This window comes from Paraburkholderia tuberum STM678 (genome assembly GCF_902833905.1).
Lineage (GTDB): Bacteria > Pseudomonadota > Gammaproteobacteria > Burkholderiales > Burkholderiaceae > Paraburkholderia > Paraburkholderia tuberum.
Map to the genome: position 1 here is coordinate 1 of NZ_CADFGP010000093.1, position 17,997 is coordinate 17,997.

Here is a 17,997-nt window from a genome sequence, read left to right on the forward strand (position 1 = left end):
AAGCTCAAACGTGAACAGGTGGTGTTAAAAGCAATGGCCATAGTCGCCGGCATCGGCGTCGTATGCTTTGCATCGAGCCTCGTGTTGCCGACTGTATCGTTGCGCTTTATTGCTCTGTGTCTGGGCGGAGCTTGTATTCCCCTGCTGTACCCTTGCTTCTGGTCGCTCCCACCACGCTTCTTTTCTGGCGCTCGAGCCGCCGCAAGTGTCGCTGCCATCAACTGCATTGGAAACCTTGGAGGGTTCTTCGGACAGAACCTCATGCCGTACGTTGGCAAGGTAACCAACAGTCATGTAGCACCAATGCTCGTTCCGACTGCATGCCTGTTAGCTCTCGCAATCGGTACCATCATTGCGTGGACAGTCGGTGGGCATCGCAAGGCGGCGCTTGCGTCATCAACGGTTCCGCTTTGATGCGGGCCATGACACCCCCAAGCTATTTGCACAGACGCAATGTACCCTCGTTTGAGCCGCATCTTCGATTGATTGCAGACTGAGCGCGGTTCAACTTCGCGATGGTTTGAAGCCATCCGGCCCGGCTGGGGGTGCCGTTCCGGAGCAAGGCTCGAATCGACCGCTCATAGCCCTTTGCGCATCAGATAATCATGTGGATCTATACTGGGGCACCTGGAGGCTTCGATGGCTAATCAAGACAGACTGCATCCGCTACGTCCGCTCCTGAAGAATTGGGTTTGGGAGCATGGCCGAATCGGTACCCGATATCTGGACTGCACCGACGGCGAAATCAAGTTTGACGAAGGCAAGAAGTCGCGCTTCGCGGCCGAAGAATACATTTACGTGCCGCTCGAGAAGGATGCTGACGACGATGCGCCTGTGGAAGGTCCTGCGATCCAGGAAGCGGGGCTCGCCCGGTTTTTGAGGGCAGCGCAGTTAGGCAGGCCCGAGGAGGCCGGCACTATCGTAGAGGTCCAGCGCGCAGTGCAGGACTGCATGGAACTCGGCCTGTTCAGCGCATATCAGTTGAGCGCCCAGCAGGCCGCCGCACGCTATGCGCAAGAACCCATGTTCGAGGATGAAATCCGCGCTGCGGTTGTCGACGATATCCGACGTATCTACGCGGGCATGCGCGAGCAATTGGCGCTGTACGATTTCAGTGTGCTTTACGGCTTGCCCACGCCCCTGCTCATCAGCGAGGCGCCGTTCATCGACTGGCGCGTGCGCGCTAGTCCGGCCCTTCCGTTTGTCTCGCTTCCTCTTGGGCCATACTGCCTGCTGGTGGGTGCGCCGTCGGGCAGGAGAAGCCGAATTGGCCCCGTGGTCTGGAAGTCCGCTGCGGCAATGGGCCCGTTGAAGGACCACAACCGCCAAATCGCGGAGCACGCACGGTTGTGGCTGGTGGCGACCACGGATGACCAACTCGTCGCGGTACAAAGCCGCTTTGCTGATGCCAGGAGCCCCAAGCCTGAGGATGCGAGGCCCTGACTGAAGTCGGCGGGAAACGCGTTGAATCGTTCGTGCTTCTGGAGACGATTTACGGACGTCCGCTCCCTGAAGCCACGAGTGTCACGCTGGGTCGATATCCGCGCGGCCTTCATAAGCAGCGCAATACACCCGAGAGCAGGGGTCGGCCCCGTCAAGCCCCCCGTCGCGCGTGCCAGCCTCTGAAAGTCGCGATCGCGTATCCTGGCAGGTCAGTCCTTAGCCCACGCCGCAGCCATGGCGACGGCAAAGTCCCGATAGGATCTCGGTTGCCGTCCCAGCAGCGTCGCCAGACGCTCGACGTCCGCGCTGGACGCGACCGCGCCGTCCTGCTGATACCGGCCCCATCATGAGCCGCATGTCGTATGCGAGCCAGGCAGGAGCAACCGACTTGAGGCGCTGCTCAAGGACGTCGAGATCGTCGCCACCGTAGCGGACGGGACGTCCCAGCGCCTCGGCCCAGATCGAAACCACGGTCTGCGCATTGATCACGTCAGGACCGACGAGTCCGTACGTCTCGCCCGGCAGCGGGTTTGAGCCACGCTCGCGGCGCAGCAGTTCGCGCGCGGCAGCCTCGCCGATATCACGGACGTCGACCATGGAAATGCCTTTCGCGCCAATTGGCATGCCGTAGACCCCGTGCGAAAGCAGCGGGTCTTTCTGCCGGACGTCGTTCTGGATGAAATACGCGGGGCGCAGCACTGTCACCGGCAGGTCGAGGTGTTCGATCATGCGCTCGACCGTATGTTTGCCGGTGAAGTGCGGCACGTCGACGTATTCGGCGCCCTTGAACACCGACAGATAAACCACGCCTTTCACACCCGCTTCCCGTGCGACGCTCAGGGTCTGCGCCATTCGGCCAAGGGACTTCGAAAGACGATTCCTAAGTCGAGGCAGATTATTTTTCAAGCGCCGTGTTAGGCGGCTTAGACTTCGATTGCCATGCTGATCTATGACGCCTTCGGTCAATTCGTCCCCTGTGCTTCTCGTCATGCAATTGCTTCTTCAACGGAGATTCTCCGTCAGCACGTCGGATATCTATCTAGATAAGTCCGGACAGATTCCCCAATTTCTGGCGCATGCGTTCGATGTAGTCGTTAGCACCGCTGAAACCCTCGGCGTTCAGTGCGCTGGTCGACGCCATCAACGATGAAGCCACCAGCTTCTACAAAAGTACGGCTTCGTGCCGCTTACCGATGAACCGCTCACGCTGTTCCTGCCGGTAACGGGCCGCATCGGCGAACCCGCAAGCCGCGACGATGCCGCTCGCGGCGTGTTACCGGGCCGGGCGGCTGAAAGCGCCCGGCCACCCGGCTGATCGCCAATCAACCTCCTTTGTAGGCCGAATGATCCGAGGCCCACTGGGTCGGTGCCCCCGAAGCGGCCGAGCCCGATTTCACGCCACCGTAGCCACTGGGCGCCTGCTGCTGGGCCGCCACGCTCGCCAGCGTAGCCTGGATGTGCGCCGGGTAGTGCGCGTCACCGTGGTTGCGGCCATAGCCCGCCTGCTGCAGTTGGACGAGTTCTGCGCGCACCTGCTCGCGCGTCAGGGGACCGTTGTTGTGAGCGGACGCAACCGTGGGCAGAGCGAGGACCGACACGAGCGCGAGAACGGGGATGAATGCTTTAGCCATGATGAATCTCCAATTGCGAGCGTCAGAAACAGAAAACACTGGGTTAGCGAAACAACGACCGCCGGGGCGGAAGCCTGAGTGCCAAGTCGTTGAAGTCAGTTTATCTGTTTACTATCAACTTACACGTACCTTTCGCCCCAACTGTTTGTTTCCGCGTCTGCAACGTCACCAGGCGTCTATCCGCACAAAAACGCCTGAACGGAATGGCGGTTAGCAGTTCGACATCAAGTTTGACGGGTTAATGCCGTATACAAACATCATGTGTGATTTGTTTATCAATCGTGTGTTGGCGCTTGCGCTGCTCGCTTCCTTCTTCTTGCGCCTTGCGCACGCCTCGTCATCGGCTTCCCATTTAATTTATCCATGTTCAATAACCTAAGTATCCGTGTCCGCCTGGCGCTGGCGATGGCTTTTCTCGCCGTGCTGCTGGTCCTTGGCGGCGTCATGGGCATCGCCAGCGTGTCGATGTGCAACAACGATTTGAAGGAGCTGTATTCCAGCCGGCTGGCTTCTTCCGAGGCGCTCGGTCGGGCAAACGTAGCACTATCGAGGACGCGCCTCTGGCTGCTTCTCATCGCGCTTGATCCGGCCAGTCCGGACGTACCCCAACGAGTGCAGATCGCCCGGGATCTGCTCGCTGAGTCGAAGCAGGCGTGGGACGCGTATCGCGCGCTGCCGTTCTCCGGACCCGAGGAGGCGAGCCGCGCGGCCGACGTGAACGCGAAGCGCGACGCGTACGTCGCAAATGGCCTGGAACCGATGTTCAGCGCGATCGCCGCCCACGATACGGCGAAGCTCACCGATGTCGCCGTGCACACACCGCAGTCGCTGTTCAGCGATTTCACCAGCGGCACATATTCACTGGGCCAGATGCAGATCACGGCTGCCCGCGCGACGTTTGAGACCTCGCAGGCCCGCTTCCACGGGTTCATCGGCGTAGCCCTCGCCGGTATGCTGATGGCGCTCGGTGCGGCGGCACTGGCCTGGTGGTCGCTGCAGCGCGCGATCGGCACGCCCCTTGCCCAGGCACTGGGCCATTTCAGGGCGATTGCCGATGGTGACCTGACCTCGCGCGTCGAGGTTCGCACGCGCGACGAGATGGGGCAGTTGATGACCGGCCTGCAGGCGATGCAAAGCAAACTGGTTCAGACGATCAGTGTCGTGCGAGACGGTTCCCGGTCGATCGATACCGCCGCACAGGAGATATCGGCCGGCAACCTGGACTTGTCGCAACGGACCGAAGAGCAGGCCGCCTCGCTGGAGGAAACTGCCTCGTCCATGGAGGAGCTGACGTCGACGGTCCGCCAGAACGCCGACAACGCGAAGCAGGCAACCGCGCTGGCCAGTACGACGTCGGGTATCGCGCAACGCGGCGGGGAAGTGATCGGGCGCGTGGTCGAGACGATGCACGGGATCTCCGACAGCTCAGCCAAGGTGGCCGAGATCATCAGCGTGATTGAAGGCATCGCGTTCCAGACCAACATCCTCGCGCTCAATGCCGCGGTCGAGGCGGCCCGCGCTGGTGAACAGGGGCGGGGTTTTGCTGTCGTGGCCGGGGAGGTCCGCACGCTCGCTCAGCGCAGCGCCACGGCGGCCAAAGAGATCAAGGAGTTGATCGGCGAATCGGTAACTCGGGTAGATGCCGGCTCGAAGCTCGTCGAGGAAGCTGGCAGCACGATTAATGAAATTGTTCGGTCGGTGCAGCGCGTGACCGACATCATGAGCGAGATCGCGGCAGCATCGGAAGAACAGAGCACCGGCATCGGGCAGGTCAATACGGCCGTCACGCAGATGGACGAGGCGACCCAGCAAAACGCCGCGCTGGTCGAGGAAGCCTCGGCCGCGGCGCAGTCGCTGGCCCAGCAGGCCCAAGCGTTGCGTGACGCAGTGGCAGTCTTCAAGGTTGCCGACCGGGACGCCTCCGCGTCACGCGTGATGGCTCCGCGGAGCGAACCGCGTCGGCCGGCACCGAAGGCTCGCGCGTCACGTCCTCCAGCGTTGAAAAAGCTGGAGACGGCGCCCCTGGTTACCGCAGACACGACCACACTGGTTGCGACCGGCAGCAGTCCGGAGCACTGGCAGGCATTCTGAGCGGATCTGAAAATTGGACAATGCGAACGACGCGCTTCACCGAATGTGCAAACTCGTGACCGCCAACACGAGGGAAATGAGCGTGCTTGGCGCGCGGGCGATGGTTCTCGGCACGTTTCTTGATGCAGCCTCACCACACCTGACGACGCAGCAGCGCGCCAAGGTCGCCACGTCATTCCGGCAGGGCATTGAAGAAGCCATGTCCCTGATGGACGACGTGCCCCTGCCCGCGGAATATCATTCGGCGATGCTCGAACTCACCAATGTCATCCTCGCCATACTCGGCCCAAGCCGGGCCTCGCCCCTTTGAGCGAGCCGGAACGGCCGCTTTTGAATGGGATGAAGACGTTCTCAAAAATTCGCCGAAGGGGTGATCTGCTGGGTCGCCTCGAAACACTGTGGCCCAGGCAGTCCGCAATCTTCGACGACACCTCCGGTGAGGGATGAACTCTTCGTCGATTGCGCTTGATCAGGCGCCGAACAGATCGAGTCGCGCGGGCACTTCGGTCAGGGAGTTGAAAAAGCACCCGCTACTTAAGCTCTTCGGAAGGAAACGCGGTGAGGAAATCAAAGTCGCACCCTGCCGCGGCAGAGAGCACGTGATCGTGATAGAGCCGCTGGTAACCGCGCGCATACATCCCTTGCGCCGGACGAATCTCAGCGGCACGACGCGCCAGTTCGACCTCGTCGACCAGTAGATCGATCCGCTTGTCCCGCGCCGAGAGCCGGATCCGATCGCCGTTGCGCACCACTGCCAGCGGGCCACCGAGCGCCGCTTCTGGCGTCACGTGAAGCACGATGGTCCCGTACGCCGTGCCCGACATGCGCGCATCGGAAATCCTCACCATGTCCTTCACCCCCGCCCGCGCAAGTTTCTGCGGGATCGGCAGATAGCCGGCCTCGGGCATGCCTGAAGCACTGCGCGGCCCCGCGTTCTGCAATACGAGAACGTCGTCCGCGCGAACGTCCAGACCCGGGTCGTCGATGCGCGCGGCCAGATCTTCGAGCGAGGTAAATACCACGGCACGCCCTTCGTGTTCGAGCAGTTCGGGAGTAGCGGCGGCGCGCTTCAGAACCGCACCGCCGGGCGCCAGACTCCCGTTCAGAACAATCAGCCCGCCATCGGGACTGACCGGTTTCTCCGTCGAGCGGATCACGGCCGTATCGATCGGATCGGCAAGCGGCCTGTTCAAACGCTCCTCGAGACTCTGCCCGGCGATATCGCGACAAGTCAGATCGAGTTGGGGCATCAGTCCGCGCAGAACGCCCTCCAGCCCGCCGGCTGCATGGAAATCCTCCATGTAACCGTTGCCTACCGGCTTGAGATCCACGAGTACGGGCGTTTCATCAGACAGCCGGTTGAACTCGTCGTAATCGATCTTCAGTCCGATACGACCGGCAATCGCCGCCAGATGAATCACGGCGTTGGTCGAACCGGAGACCGCGAGCAGCACGCGCAAGGCATTGCGCACCGACGCAGGCGTCACGATCTCGGCCGGTTTCGGTCCGCCATTGAGGGCCATGCGCGCAACCAGCGCTCCGGTTTCTTCGCAATTGCGCAGACGATCCGCGTGCACGGCCGGAATCGCCGCCGAACCGGGCAGCATCATGCCCAGCGTTTCCGCGATTAGCGCCATGGTCGACGCCGTGCCCATGACCGCACACGTTCCCGCCGTGACCGCCAGACGCCCCTCCACTTGCCTGATCTCCTGCGCCGAGACTTTCCCCGCGCGGAAATTCGACCAGAAGCGCCGGCAGTCCGTGCACGCGCCAAGCCGCTCGCCGCGATGTCGCCCGGTCATCATCGGACCGGCCACCACCATTGCGGCGGGCCGCTCCGCGGAGATCGCGCCCATCAACATCGCCGGCACGGTTTTGTCGCATCCGCCGAGCATCACCACTGCATCCATCGGCTGGGCACGAATCATTTCCTCGACGGCCATCGCCATCAGATTGCGATAGACCAGCGAAGTCGGCGAAAGGAAGACCTCGCCAAGCGACATCACCGGAAATACGATCGGCAATGCGCCCGCCGCGAGCACGCCGCGTTCGACCGCCTTGATCATTTCGGGAAAGTGGCGATGGCAGTTATTGAAACCGCTCTCCGAGGTGCAGATCCCGACGATCGGCTTGTCGAGCGATTCGCCGGTGTAGCCCATCGAATTGGCAAACGACCGGCGCAGATAGCGCGCGAAATCTTGATCACCGTAGTTCGTCAGGCCATTGTCGAGGCCACGCGGTTTTTGATTCATTTCCAGTTCCTTACGATCAGCGATGCAGCGCGGATATAGCGAAAGAAAACGTCAGATGAAACCAGGAGCGAGGCGGCCTCCGACCTCGATAAGTCTAAACGACGCCTATCATCCAGATACCGCCCGGCGCCGCACGCGTGACGGGATGGGCGGGGACTCACGCACTGAACGTGTTCGACGGTCGATCCCGGTTTGGGAGGTCACATGTCATCGCTACGCGCAAACGATCTGCTCCATTCGAAGGAAGGGTTCCGTCTGCATGGCCAGGACCTCGACTGCTGGCGCCGCTGGGGGCCTTATCTGAGTGACCGGCAGTGGGGCACCGTTCGCGAAGACTACAGCGACTACGGAACCGCATGGGAGTATTTCCCCCACGAGCATGCGCGCAGCCGCATGTACCGCTGGGGCGAGGACGGCATTGCCGGATTCGGCAACGACCCACTCGACTGGTGCGTGTCGCTCGCGCTCTGGAACGGGCGCGACCCCATCCTGAAGGAGCGGCTGTTTGGCTTGACCAATGCGCAAGGCAATCACGGCGAGGACGTGAAGGAGCTTTACTTCTACGTCGATGGCACGCCGACGCACTCGTACATGAAGATGCTGTACAAATACCCCCACGATGCGTACCCGTATCAGGACCTGATCGAGGAAAACGGCCGGCGCGGCGCCGATCAGCCCGAATACGAAATCCTCGATACGGGCGTGTTCGACAACGATCGCTATTTCGACGTCTGGATCGAGTACGCGAAGCACACACCCGACGACATCGTGATGCGCGTAACCGTCGAAAATCGCGCGGATCAGCACGCGCCACTCCATGTGCTGCCGCTCTTCTGGGCGCGCAACCGCTGGGCGTGGTCAGGCAAGCCCGGCAAGCCGTCGCTCACGCTCGAGCCGGAGTCCGCCGAGGGCGCGCGCGTGATCGCGCACAATCCCGCGCTGGGCACGATGATCGTCACGGCCTCGGCGCCGCAGCCGATCGAATGGCTGTTCTGCGAAAACGAAACCAACGTCCGCCGCCTTTTCGGCATCGCCGGCGCAGGCCCGTTCAAGGATGGCTTCAACGATTACCTCGTCGATGGCGACGAGCACGCAATACGCCGCGACGCGGGCACGCGCGCCGCCGCGCATGTGGCCCTGTCGCTCGCGCCGCACGAGCGCGCGGTGCTATATCTGCGCTGGTGTCCGGCGGCACTACCGGGCATCACGTGCGACGACGTGCCGCTCGACTTCGAAGCGCTGTTCGCGCGCCGGATCGCGGAGGCCGATGAGTTTTACGCCGCGCTCCAGCACGACATCAGCGACGCCGATGCGCGGCTCGTGCAACGCCAGGCGCTCGCCGGCATGCTATGGACGAAGCAGTATTACCAGTTCGACGTGACGCGCTGGCACGACGGCGACCCCGGTCAGCCGAAGCCGCCGAAAGGACGCCGGCACGGGCGCAACGCCGACTGGCGGCATATGTGCAACGGCGACGTCGTATCGATGCCGGACAAGTGGGAGTACCCGTGGTATGCGTCCTGGGATCTCGCGTTTCATGCCGCCGCGTTCGCCATGGTGGACCCCGACTTCGCGAAGAAACAGTTGCTGTTGCTCGTGAAGGAACGGTACATGCATCCGAACGGGCAGTTGCCCGCCTACGAATGGGCATTCGGCGACGCGAATCCGCCCGTTCATGCATGGGCGACGTGGCGCGTGTACGAACTCGACCGTGAAGTCACGGGCGTCGGTGACCACAAGTTTCTCGAGGTGATGTTCCACAAGTTGCTGCTGAACTTTTCGTGGTGGGTCAACCGCAAGGATGCAGAGGACCGCAACATCTTCCAGGGCGGCTTTCTCGGGCTAGACAACGTCGGCATCTTCGACCGCTCTTCCCCGCTGCCGACGGGCGGCCGCATCGACCAGGCGGACGGCACCGCCTGGATGGCCTCGTATGCGCTCGACCTGATGCAGATCGGACTCGAGCTCGCGATGACGAACAACGCGTACGTCGAAATCGCGGTGAAGTTTTTCGAGCACTTCCTGTATATCGCAGAAGCCGTCGGTTGCAGCGAAGGTTGCAGAACTGGGCTATGGGACGGACACGACGAATTCTTTTATGACGTACTGCATCTTCCAGACGGAACCCGTGTGCCGATGCGCGTTCGCTCGATCGTCGGCCTGATTCCGTTGTTCGCCGTGCATGTGCTCGAAGAACGCATATACGGCCACCTGCCGGGCCTGCGAGAACGGCTCGCGTGGTTTCTCGATCACCGGCCCAATCTGGCCAAACTCGTATCGCGTTGGACCGAACCCGGCAAAGGCAACACCACGCTGCTCTCGCTACTGCGCGGATACCGGATGACGGCACTGCTGCGCCGCGCGCTCGACGAAGACGAATTTCTGTCCGATCACGGCGTGCGCGCGCTGTCACGCGTGCATCGCGATACACCGTACGAGTTCGATCATGGCGGCGCGCATGTCTGCATCGCGTATCAGCCGGCCGAATCGGATTCGCGCGTATTCGGCGGCAATTCGAACTGGCGCGGGCCCGTGTGGATGCCCGTCAACTATCTGCTGATCGAATCGCTGTATGAATTCCATCGCTACTACGGCGACGAATTCCGCATCGAATATCCAACGGGATCGGGCAACCGGTGCTCGCTCAGCGAGATCGCCGACGGTCTCGCGCGGCGTGTCACTACCCTCTTTCTCAAGGACGAGCACGGCGTGCGGCCCGTGATGGCGGCTTATCCGCAGTTGCAGGCCGACCCGCGCTCGTCTGATCTCGTGCTGTTTCACGAGTACTTTCACGGCGACAGCGGACGTGGCGTCGGCGCTTCGCACCAGACCGGCTGGAGCGGTCTCGTCGCGCTGCTGCTTCAGCCGCGTCTGATGAAGCTGGCACACGTGGCGGCCGATGTCACTGCCGAAAACGTACCGGCAGGCGCGCCCGTCGCCGAAGACGCGCTGCCCGCGATGGCGCGATAGACGGGCATCGAAAATCCGCAATCGATCGAGACGCGATTCCCGAAACTCTAGGTCCTCGACCTATCGGACCAAAGTCTGATTGACCGACCTGAAGGTCACGTGCATCGTCAAAGGCGAACCGCGAACGTTTCGGCCTCCGCTGCCGCATGAATCGTAGGAAGAGCGCAAACATGGACTGGAACCGCTGGTACAGCTTGAAGAGTTACCTCAGATCTTCCCTGTGGACGGTACCGCTCGTCGCGGTGGCGATCTATGCCGTGGTAAAGCCGCTCACTGAAATGCTGGGAAGGTGGATGATCGGACACGACATCCTCGATCCGAAAACTGGCCTTTTTGCGCTGTCCATGACTGGAGCGCGGTCACTTGTCGGCGACATCGTTTCCGCAGACCTGGCGTTTCTGGTGTTTACCTTCGGTTCGCTGCTCGTCGCAATCCAGGTCGCTGGCGGTCAATATACCCCGCGGATCATCGCGACGACCTTGCTGCGCGATAACGTGATCCGCAGCATCTCGGGATTGTTCGTATTCACGCTTCTGTTCGCCAACAGAACCCTGGGCTGGATGGGTGACAGCGAGGTGCACCAGCTTCAGGTATTCATTGCAGCGCTATTCGGATTCGCTTCTGTCGTCGCATTCCTTTTCCTGATTGATTATGCGGCGAAATGCCTGCGTCCAGTAAGCCTCGTGGCTCGGGTCGGGGAGCACGGGATCGCGGTCATCGAAAGCGTCTATCCCGACCCCGCGACGGGCCGGACCACCCCGCCGAGACTTGGCCACGAGCGAGGCGTACCTGGCCGCATTGTTCGCCATAGCGGTACATCCGGCATCGTTCTGGCCGTGAATCTCGAAAGACTTGTTGCCAAGGCGAGGCACACTAACTCGGTTATCGAATTCGTGCCGCAAGTCGGCGACTTTGTCGCGGTGGACGAACCCTTGTTTTACTTGTACGGAGACTCTGACGCAATCGATGAAAACCGGCTGCGTACACTGGTTGCTTTCGGGACTGAACGCACGATGGAACAGGATCCTATGTTCGCGTTTCGCATCCTTGTTGATATTGCGCTGAAAGCGTTGTCGGCTGCGATCAACGATCCAACTACGGCCGTGTTGGCCATCGATCAGTTGCAGCGGCTATTGCGTGTCGTCGGAAAACGGTCTTTGTACTCCGAAGAGATAACGGATAAGTCCGGACTTGGGCGCGTCATCTATCGAACGCCGAACTGGGAAGATTTCGTGCATATCAGTTTCCGCGAGATACGTCAGTACGGCGCGGGCAGCATTCAGATCGCGCGGCGTCAGCGCGCGGCGATAGAGAATCTCCTTCAGTGCTTGCCGGAGCATCGTCACGACGCCTTGCGTGTCGAGCTGACCCTGCTGGACCGTGCGATCGGCTCGAAGCATCCATTTCCGGAGGACCTGGCGCTGGCCCGTATCCCCGACTCGCAAGGGCTTGGAGGCTCGGAAAGCTCGACAGCAAGGCAACCCGTCCTTTGAGAGGCAAACCATGCGAAAACTCATCATGGGCATCGTTGAATTCCGGGAGAAAATGCTGCCGCAATACGTGCAGCAGTTCAGCAAACTCGCGCTCGCGCAGACACCTGATGCGCTCTTCATAACGTGCTCGGACAGCCGGGTCGTGCCGGATCTGCTTGCATCGACCCATCCCGGCGATCTCTTTACAATGCGCAACGTGGGCAATCTGATACCACCGGCGACTGCGGAGGGCGTCTCTACCGGAGATCTTTCCGAGGCAAGCGCGATCGAATATGCCGTGCTGGTGTTGAAAGTCGCGAATATTGTCGTGTGTGGACATTCGGAGTGCGGCGCGATGAAGGCCGTATTCTCCAGGCACGCCAAGCTGAAATCACCAAACCTCGATAAATGGCTATGCCACGCCAACAACGCAGCGTTTCGCCTTGAACAGGAAGGTCCGCTCGACGACAGCTTGAAAGCACACGATCAATTGTCGCAACTCAACGTACTCGTACAACTCGAGCACCTGATGACCTACCCGATCGTCCGCCAGCAGGTCACTGCCGGGGCACTCGTATTGAGCGGCTGGTGGTTCGACATCGCGACGGGCGCCATGTATGCCTATGAGCGCACGAGCCGCTCATTCGCAGTCATCGATCGCACAATGGCTGATCGGATGATTGCGCGCCTTACCGCACGGGCGAGGTGACGGGTTGCGAAGTCCGCGACGGGACCGGCATGTCGCTAGCGACCAATGCAATCCCTGTGTCGCGATGCAGACGGCAAGTTCTGTTTCAATGTTCGCTCCGGCCATCAACGGGCATTCAGCTAAAATCCAGCGTGTCTGCTTACAGGCATACATGAGCCATTGCGGTTAACGCGCGACTGCACACCTGAAGAATCGGGTCTTATCTGTCAGAGGCCAGAATCCTGGAAGTGTTCTCAATGTGCACGGGCCGTGGCGTTCTGATTCCGTACAGGCACATCACGCTGCCGCACAGCAGGAGCACCGCAGCGGTCATGATGGAAAGATGCATACCTTGCATAAATGCATCAGGACGGGTATCGCGTACGAAAAGCCCGAACACCGCCACCCCGAGCATGCCGCCTACCTGCCTCGCCGAGTTGAGCACTCCTGACGCGATACCCGAGCGGGAAGCATCCACGGATGACAGCGTGACGTTTGTCATGGTCGGCACCATTAAGGCAATGCCGCTTGCGGCTATGAGCATTGGCACGACCAGCATCCAGTACGAGCCGTCTATGCGAACCGGCAACAGCAGCAGATAACCCGACGCGGCAATCAGCATGCCGGCAATCATGAGTTTCTTTGCGCCGACGCGGTTGAGCAGCCGACCCGCCAGGATATTCACCGCCATCAGAACGACGGTCATGGGCAAAAACGCGAGGCCGGTCCACTGAGCTGATAACTGCTGCTCTATCTGAAAGAAGAGACTAAAAACAAAGATCAAACCGTAGTAGGCAAAGTTCACGATGACGCCGGCGGCCGAGGCTGCGGAGAACGTAGTCGTTCGAAAAAGAGCCAATGGGAGCATGGGTTCCGTACGGCGTGACTCAAGCCACAGAAACGCCCAGGCGGCAACAACTGAGAACAGTAGCGCACCATAGACCAACGGATGATGCCATCCAAACCGGGCCGCTTCCGTGAGGCACACGGTCAGAGCGACGAGCGCCAGAATGGCCGCCACTTGGCCGGCAACGTCAATGCTTCGGCTATGCGCCCGTGCGGCTGTCGCCGCATGACGGAGAGTAAGGCTCACGCCTGCAATTCCGATCGGCAGGTTAATCAGAAAAATGCTGCGCCAGCCCACGTGAGTCACCAGCAGCCCACCTAGCACAGGTCCTGCTGCAAGTGCAATTCCGCCTGCAGCTCCCCACCAGCCCACCGCTCGGCCTCTTTGCTCCGTATCAGGGAACGCCTGGCGCAGCATAGCCAGCGAATTGGGCACCAACAGCGCAGCGCCCATGCCCTGTACGACGCGTGCAGCCACAAGAATCGGCAACGAGTACGCGATCCCACATGCAATCGATGCCACAGTAAAGACGGCGAATCCAGCAGTGAAGATTCGCTTTGCGCCGAAGCGATCACCTAAGGCGCCCGTGGTGAGAAGCAGCGACGCGAATGCCAGCGTGTACGCGTTGACAACCCATTGCAGGCCGGTCACGTCCGTGGTGAAACGGGCTCGCAAAGCGTCAAGAGCGACGTTAACAACGCTGACATCAAGCAAAACAACGACAAAGCCCAGCCCTGCGGCGGCGAGAGTGCCGCGTTGATCGCGGCTCATAGACATGCTCATCTGGAATCACCCTTATCGACTGAACGAGTCTCATGGTAGGCATGTCGCCTTTGTGCGAATATTCCCCAAAACCGCACACTATCCTTGAGAAATTGCACAGATGTTCGATTGGGAAAATATTCGTCATTTCCTGGCTGTCGCCCGCATCGGTACGTTGTCAGGGGCCGCGCGCGATCTGAAGGTTGATCACGCGACGGTGAGCCGACGCTTGAGCGCACTCGAGGACGAGGTCCAGACGCGCCTTGTCGAACGGCTCCCCAGGGCCTGCAAACTCACTCTCGCTGGGCAGCGCGTGTTCGAACTCGCGCAGGGAATGGAAGAGAACGCGTACGCGATTGAACGGTTCCTTGATGCCAGCCTATCCCCGCTTAGCGGCAAAGTCACGCTGAGCGCACCGCCGGTACTAGTGGCCAGTTTTCTGGTGAAGCATCTGGCGGAATTCCGGCTTGCAAATCCCGGCGTCCAGTTGTCTGTTTCTGGCCAGGCACGACAGGTTTCCCTTAGCCGAAGGGAGGCGGATATCGCCTTAAGGCTGGTTCGTCCGGAGGAAGCGACCAGCGTCGTACGCAAGCTAGGGCGTATGCCGTTCGACCTATACGCGAGCAGGGACTATCCGCACCTGCACAATCCATCTGCATGGGAATTCATCGTCTACGATGCCGGATTCGCGGACATGCCACAGCAGAAGTGGTTGATGAGCGTTGCAAGAGGGCGACCTATTGCTTGCGAAATCAGCGATATCACGGGCCACCTTGCAGCGACCCGAGCAGGCGCCGGCGTGGCTGGCCTCCCGTGCTTCCTGGCAGATACCGATGCGAATCTACAACGCGTCGCATACGACGGCGAACGGTTTTCGCGTGATATCTGGATGGCTGTGCATCGGGATTTGCGGCGTTCGCCGCAAGTACGGGCAGTGATGGACTTTCTGCTGAAAATCGTGGCGGAACATTCCGCCTTTACGATAAGCGGTTAGACGGCGGATGCCAAATGTAGGTAGACGCATAACCTGAGAATCTAGGACCCGTAAGTTGAGAAATTTATGGGTCTTTTTTTAATAGGGTACACATTTGGGCGATTCTCAGACATGCAGAGCTCTAAGTCAGACGATGTTCGCGACCTAGAGGCTCGATGCCCATGCTCGTGAGTCGCTCAATCAGCTCCTCGAAGATTTCTCCTTGCGCAGACACCACGTCGACGCGAAGCATCGCCAGAAGGTCCAGCCCGCGCGCACGACTCGCCGCGACGTTGAAACGCTGGTCATAGGCGTTCCCTGAAAGCGCGTGGCAGCGCTCGGGGTCGGCCACCCTCGACAGGAACATGATGTCGCGCTCACGGTTGGGTGGGCGTTTTTCAACAGGGAGCCTCCGGCCCCTTCACGCGCCTGATTCCAAGATAAAGAGTCAAATATGACCTCTTAAGTGAAATATTGGCCCATATCTGACCGTTTTCAACATCGCACTGGCGTCCACATGAGGGATGTCGTACAGTGGTCAAATATGACGCATTAACACGTTAAGGGTTCAGATATGACCGATAAACCAAAAACAGCGGCGACACCCAAACCTTCCGGCCGCTTCACCGAAAGTCCGATGCCCTTACCGGTCGAGCGTGCGCTGGTTGCTGCCGGAGATGACCTTGCGCTGGCCCGCCGACGCCGGGGGCTTTCTACGTCATCCATGGCGGAGCGGGCGGGCATCTCAAAAAAGACGCTCTACCGGCTGGAACAGGGCGACCCCGGAGTGTCGTGGGGCGCTGTGGTTCGGGTCCTGAACATCCTGAACCTCCTCCCCGAGCTCAACAAGGCCCTGAACACCACCAATGATGCGCTCGGCCTAGCGCTCATGAACAAGGCGGTAGCCAAACGCATCCGGGTACGCAAAACCAACCCGGACAGTGGAGCCCTGTAATGGCAACGACAAAAAAAGCAAAAACCAGCACAACGCGGACGCTGCTCGTCTATCTGGGCGATACGGGACTGGAAGTGGGCGAACTGCAATTTTCCAGACAGGGGCAAAAAGAGGTCTCGGCGTTCCGGTACTCCCCCGCCTGGCTCAGTAATCCAGATTGCTTCGCACTGTCTCCGGACCTCCCCCTGAGCACCGACTTTCAATACCGCACGGGAAGCAAGGAGACTTCTACCTTTGCGGGTGCCATTGCCGATACTGAGCCTGATGGCTGGGGACGCCGTGTCATTAACCGCGCCCATGCCCAACGGCGCAAGGCTGAAAAAGACGCCGGCCGAGACGCCGGTTCCGCACAGCTGTCAGACCTGGACTATTTGCTGGGGGTGCTGGATTCCAGCCGCATTGGCGCACTGCGCTTTAGGGACAATGCCGACAGCCCCTTCCTCGATGTGCCCCATGACGACAACTTGCCTGAAGGAACTCACGAGGTCCCGCTGCAGACCTTGATTCAGGCGTCGAAAGCGGTCGAATCCGGCAAGGAAACGGCGACGGACCTCGCGTATCTGAAAGGGCGCGGCACCTCGCTCGGCGGTATGCGACCCAAAGCAACGGTCCTGAAGCCCGACGGCACCCTGACCATCGCCAAGTTTCCGAGCGTGAGTGATACGCGTGACGTGGCGCGCGGTGAGGTGCTGGCGCTGTTGCTCGCGAAAGAGGCGGGCCTGAATGCATCCGAGGCCGAAGTCATCATGTCTGGCACCCAGGCTGTCGCGCTTATCGTGCGGTTTGACCGACCCCGGGCTGGCGGTCGCATCCCTTACCTGTCTGCGGCCTCGCTGCTGCAGCTGGATTCCAGGGAAGATGGCGCATACACGCAGATTGCGGAGGCCATTGACCGGTTCTCCCCGAGACCCCTCGAAGACAAGCAGGAGCTTTGGGCGCGCATCTGCTTCAGCATGCTCATCACCAACGTGGATGACCACATGCACAACCACGGCTTCCTGCACAGCGGCGGGGGTCAGTGGCGGCTCGCCCCGCTGTTTGACGTGAACCCGTTCCCCGACAAGGAACCCATCCTGAAAACCGCCGTGACCGAAGCGACCGGTGAAACCGGAGATATCCAGGAGGCGCTGGATGCAGCGGCATACTTTGGCGTGTCCGATGACGACACTCATGCAATCCTGACCCGGATGATGGCTGCCCTGAACGACTGGAAACGACTCGCCCGGTCCCCGGCCGTGGGAATGGGTGATGATGAAATCGACAAGGTCGCGCCCGCTTTTGAGAACGACAACTGGGATACGGTAGCGTCCTTTCTGGAACAATAAACCGGCCAATCGGACCGTCTGGTCAGGCGTCGCCGGCGTGGCATTCGATTGGCGGGGTAGTAACATATGAAATGTTATTTCTGAACGGCGATTCTGCGAAACGCCAATGCCATTTCCGATGGGAACCCGTTTGGTTTTCGAATCCGGCATTTTGAGGTCGCCGACGCCAGCGTGGCAAATTCTCGATTTATGGCTGTGCGTGTCTCAGCTTATTCGTCGTGGACCGGCGTAACCCGTTGATTCGAAAGGATGCAAATTCTCGCGTTTTGGTTGCTCCAAAACCAAGGGCCGCCGCCTACGATCGAAATAGTACGGCTGGCACGGCAGATAGCCCATGCCACAGCTATCGGGTTCTTGTCCCGGCGTCTGTTCGCGCGCGGAAAGCAGCCTGTCAGAGATACTGGCCGATGGACTGCTTCGGGTCGATGGACTAAACCGCTCGCGCGGTAATGGGCTACGGCTTTGGGTAGTGGTAACGGAAGGGAAACCGACTCTGTTTTCATGTTGATCGGCGAGGCAATCCGCCTCGTCATTCAACGGGAGCAGAGCCATGAGTCAGACCCTCCAGCCTATCAGCCCGCGGCGCCA

The 17,997-nt window shown here is 60.5% G+C and carries 14 protein-coding genes and 1 pseudogene; 10 read left to right on the plus strand and 5 right to left on the minus strand.

Features of this window, described 5'->3' with window-relative positions:
• Together HWY30_RS41220 and HWY30_RS38060 are read left to right on the plus strand one after the other, a co-directional pair.
• Window positions 1–414, plus strand: a pseudogene (locus HWY30_RS41220) (MFS transporter); the annotation flags it as partial.
• 225 nt (window positions 415–639) lie between these two features.
• Complete coding sequence (locus HWY30_RS38060) at window positions 640–1,443, plus strand: hypothetical protein (protein WP_090811063.1); 804 nt, start codon at window positions 640–642, stop codon at window positions 1,441–1,443.
• Between the two features lie 216 nt (window positions 1,444–1,659).
• Here HWY30_RS38060 and HWY30_RS38065 read toward each other — a convergent pair whose 3' ends face one another.
• Both HWY30_RS38065 and HWY30_RS38070 read right to left on the minus strand, forming a co-directional pair.
• Complete coding sequence (locus HWY30_RS38065; RefSeq protein ID WP_244145163.1) at window positions 1,660–2,295, minus strand: NmrA family NAD(P)-binding protein; 636 nt, start codon at window positions 2,293–2,295, stop codon at window positions 1,660–1,662.
• 470 nt (window positions 2,296–2,765) lie between these two features.
• On the minus strand, window positions 2,766–3,074 hold the full coding sequence (locus HWY30_RS38070) for a DUF4148 domain-containing protein (protein WP_090811061.1): 309 nt from the start codon (window positions 3,072–3,074) through the stop codon (window positions 2,766–2,768).
• A gap of 363 nt (window positions 3,075–3,437) precedes the next feature.
• On the opposite strand from HWY30_RS38070, the gene HWY30_RS38075 reads away from it, so the two are divergent.
• Both HWY30_RS38075 and HWY30_RS38080 read left to right on the plus strand, forming a co-directional pair.
• Window positions 3,438–5,165 carry a methyl-accepting chemotaxis protein gene (locus HWY30_RS38075; RefSeq protein ID WP_090811059.1) on the plus strand — a complete coding sequence of 576 codons (1,728 nt, stop codon included), beginning with the start codon at window positions 3,438–3,440 and terminating at the stop codon, window positions 5,163–5,165.
• A gap of 13 nt (window positions 5,166–5,178) precedes the next feature.
• The gene (locus HWY30_RS38080; RefSeq protein WP_090811057.1) at window positions 5,179–5,475 is read left to right on the plus strand and encodes a hypothetical protein; all 297 of its coding nucleotides are present in this window, start codon (window positions 5,179–5,181) and stop codon (window positions 5,473–5,475) included.
• A gap of 220 nt (window positions 5,476–5,695) precedes the next feature.
• On the opposite strand, the gene HWY30_RS38085 is transcribed toward HWY30_RS38080, so the two are convergent.
• Window positions 5,696–7,417 (minus strand): dihydroxy-acid dehydratase, encoded by a 1,722-nt coding sequence (locus tag HWY30_RS38085; protein WP_090811055.1) that lies wholly within the window; start codon window positions 7,415–7,417, stop codon window positions 5,696–5,698.
• A 204-nt stretch (window positions 7,418–7,621) separates the two neighbouring features.
• On the opposite strand from HWY30_RS38085, the gene HWY30_RS38090 reads away from it, so the two are divergent.
• From HWY30_RS38090 to HWY30_RS38100, 3 genes are all read left to right on the plus strand, one after another.
• A complete protein-coding gene (locus tag HWY30_RS38090) occupies window positions 7,622–10,387 on the plus strand; it encodes an MGH1-like glycoside hydrolase domain-containing protein (protein WP_090811053.1) in 2,766 nt (921 codons plus the stop codon).
• 170 nt (window positions 10,388–10,557) lie between these two features.
• On the plus strand, window positions 10,558–11,880 hold the full coding sequence (locus HWY30_RS38095) for a DUF2254 domain-containing protein (RefSeq protein ID WP_090811051.1): 1,323 nt from the start codon (window positions 10,558–10,560) through the stop codon (window positions 11,878–11,880).
• Between the two features lie 10 nt (window positions 11,881–11,890).
• Window positions 11,891–12,568 (plus strand): carbonic anhydrase, encoded by a 678-nt coding sequence (locus tag HWY30_RS38100; protein ID WP_090811049.1) that lies wholly within the window; start codon window positions 11,891–11,893, stop codon window positions 12,566–12,568.
• Between the two features lie 199 nt (window positions 12,569–12,767).
• On the opposite strand, the gene HWY30_RS38105 is transcribed toward HWY30_RS38100, so the two are convergent.
• Window positions 12,768–14,165 carry an MFS transporter gene (locus HWY30_RS38105; RefSeq protein ID WP_244145164.1) on the minus strand — a complete coding sequence of 466 codons (1,398 nt, stop codon included), beginning with the start codon at window positions 14,163–14,165 and terminating at the stop codon, window positions 12,768–12,770.
• Window positions 14,166–14,277: 112 nt separating this feature from the next.
• On the opposite strand from HWY30_RS38105, the gene HWY30_RS38110 reads away from it, so the two are divergent.
• Window positions 14,278–15,150, plus strand: a complete 873-nt coding sequence (locus tag HWY30_RS38110; protein ID WP_090811045.1) for a LysR family transcriptional regulator — start codon at window positions 14,278–14,280, stop codon at window positions 15,148–15,150.
• 121 nt (window positions 15,151–15,271) lie between these two features.
• Here HWY30_RS38110 and HWY30_RS38115 read toward each other — a convergent pair whose 3' ends face one another.
• Complete coding sequence (locus HWY30_RS38115) at window positions 15,272–15,496, minus strand: hypothetical protein (RefSeq protein WP_167368781.1); 225 nt, start codon at window positions 15,494–15,496, stop codon at window positions 15,272–15,274.
• A 207-nt stretch (window positions 15,497–15,703) separates the two neighbouring features.
• Between HWY30_RS38115 and HWY30_RS38120 the strand changes: the two genes are divergently transcribed.
• On the plus strand, window positions 15,704–16,084 hold the full coding sequence (locus tag HWY30_RS38120; RefSeq protein ID WP_244145165.1) for a helix-turn-helix domain-containing protein: 381 nt from the start codon (window positions 15,704–15,706) through the stop codon (window positions 16,082–16,084).
• Window positions 16,084–17,409, plus strand: a complete 1,326-nt coding sequence (locus HWY30_RS38125) for a type II toxin-antitoxin system HipA family toxin (RefSeq protein WP_090811042.1) — start codon at window positions 16,084–16,086, stop codon at window positions 17,407–17,409. Before HWY30_RS38120 ends, HWY30_RS38125 begins: the two co-directional genes overlap by 1 nt.
• The last annotated feature ends 588 nt before the right edge of the window (window positions 17,410–17,997 follow it).

Coding starts and splice junctions, on each gene's coding strand:
- HWY30_RS38105 (WP_244145164.1), bottom strand. CDS start 14,165: ATGAGCCGCGATCAACGCGGCACTCTCGCCGCCGCAGGGCTGGGCTTT.
- HWY30_RS38095 (WP_090811051.1), top strand. CDS start 10,558: ATGGACTGGAACCGCTGGTACAGCTTGAAGAGTTACCTCAGATCTTCC.
- HWY30_RS38070 (WP_090811061.1), bottom strand. CDS start 3,074: ATGGCTAAAGCATTCATCCCCGTTCTCGCGCTCGTGTCGGTCCTCGCT.
- HWY30_RS38100 (WP_090811049.1), top strand. CDS start 11,891: ATGCGAAAACTCATCATGGGCATCGTTGAATTCCGGGAGAAAATGCTG.
- HWY30_RS38060 (WP_090811063.1), top strand. CDS start 640: ATGGCTAATCAAGACAGACTGCATCCGCTACGTCCGCTCCTGAAGAAT.
- HWY30_RS38120 (WP_244145165.1), top strand. CDS start 15,704: ATGACCGATAAACCAAAAACAGCGGCGACACCCAAACCTTCCGGCCGC.
- HWY30_RS38075 (WP_090811059.1), top strand. CDS start 3,438: ATGTTCAATAACCTAAGTATCCGTGTCCGCCTGGCGCTGGCGATGGCT.
- HWY30_RS38090 (WP_090811053.1), top strand. CDS start 7,622: ATGTCATCGCTACGCGCAAACGATCTGCTCCATTCGAAGGAAGGGTTC.
- HWY30_RS38115 (WP_167368781.1), bottom strand. CDS start 15,496: ATGTTCCTGTCGAGGGTGGCCGACCCCGAGCGCTGCCACGCGCTTTCA.
- HWY30_RS38085 (WP_090811055.1), bottom strand. CDS start 7,417: ATGAATCAAAAACCGCGTGGCCTCGACAATGGCCTGACGAACTACGGT.
- HWY30_RS38125 (WP_090811042.1), top strand. CDS start 16,084: ATGGCAACGACAAAAAAAGCAAAAACCAGCACAACGCGGACGCTGCTC.
- HWY30_RS38065 (WP_244145163.1), bottom strand. CDS start 2,295: ATGGCGCAGACCCTGAGCGTCGCACGGGAAGCGGGTGTGAAAGGCGTG.
- HWY30_RS38110 (WP_090811045.1), top strand. CDS start 14,278: ATGTTCGATTGGGAAAATATTCGTCATTTCCTGGCTGTCGCCCGCATC.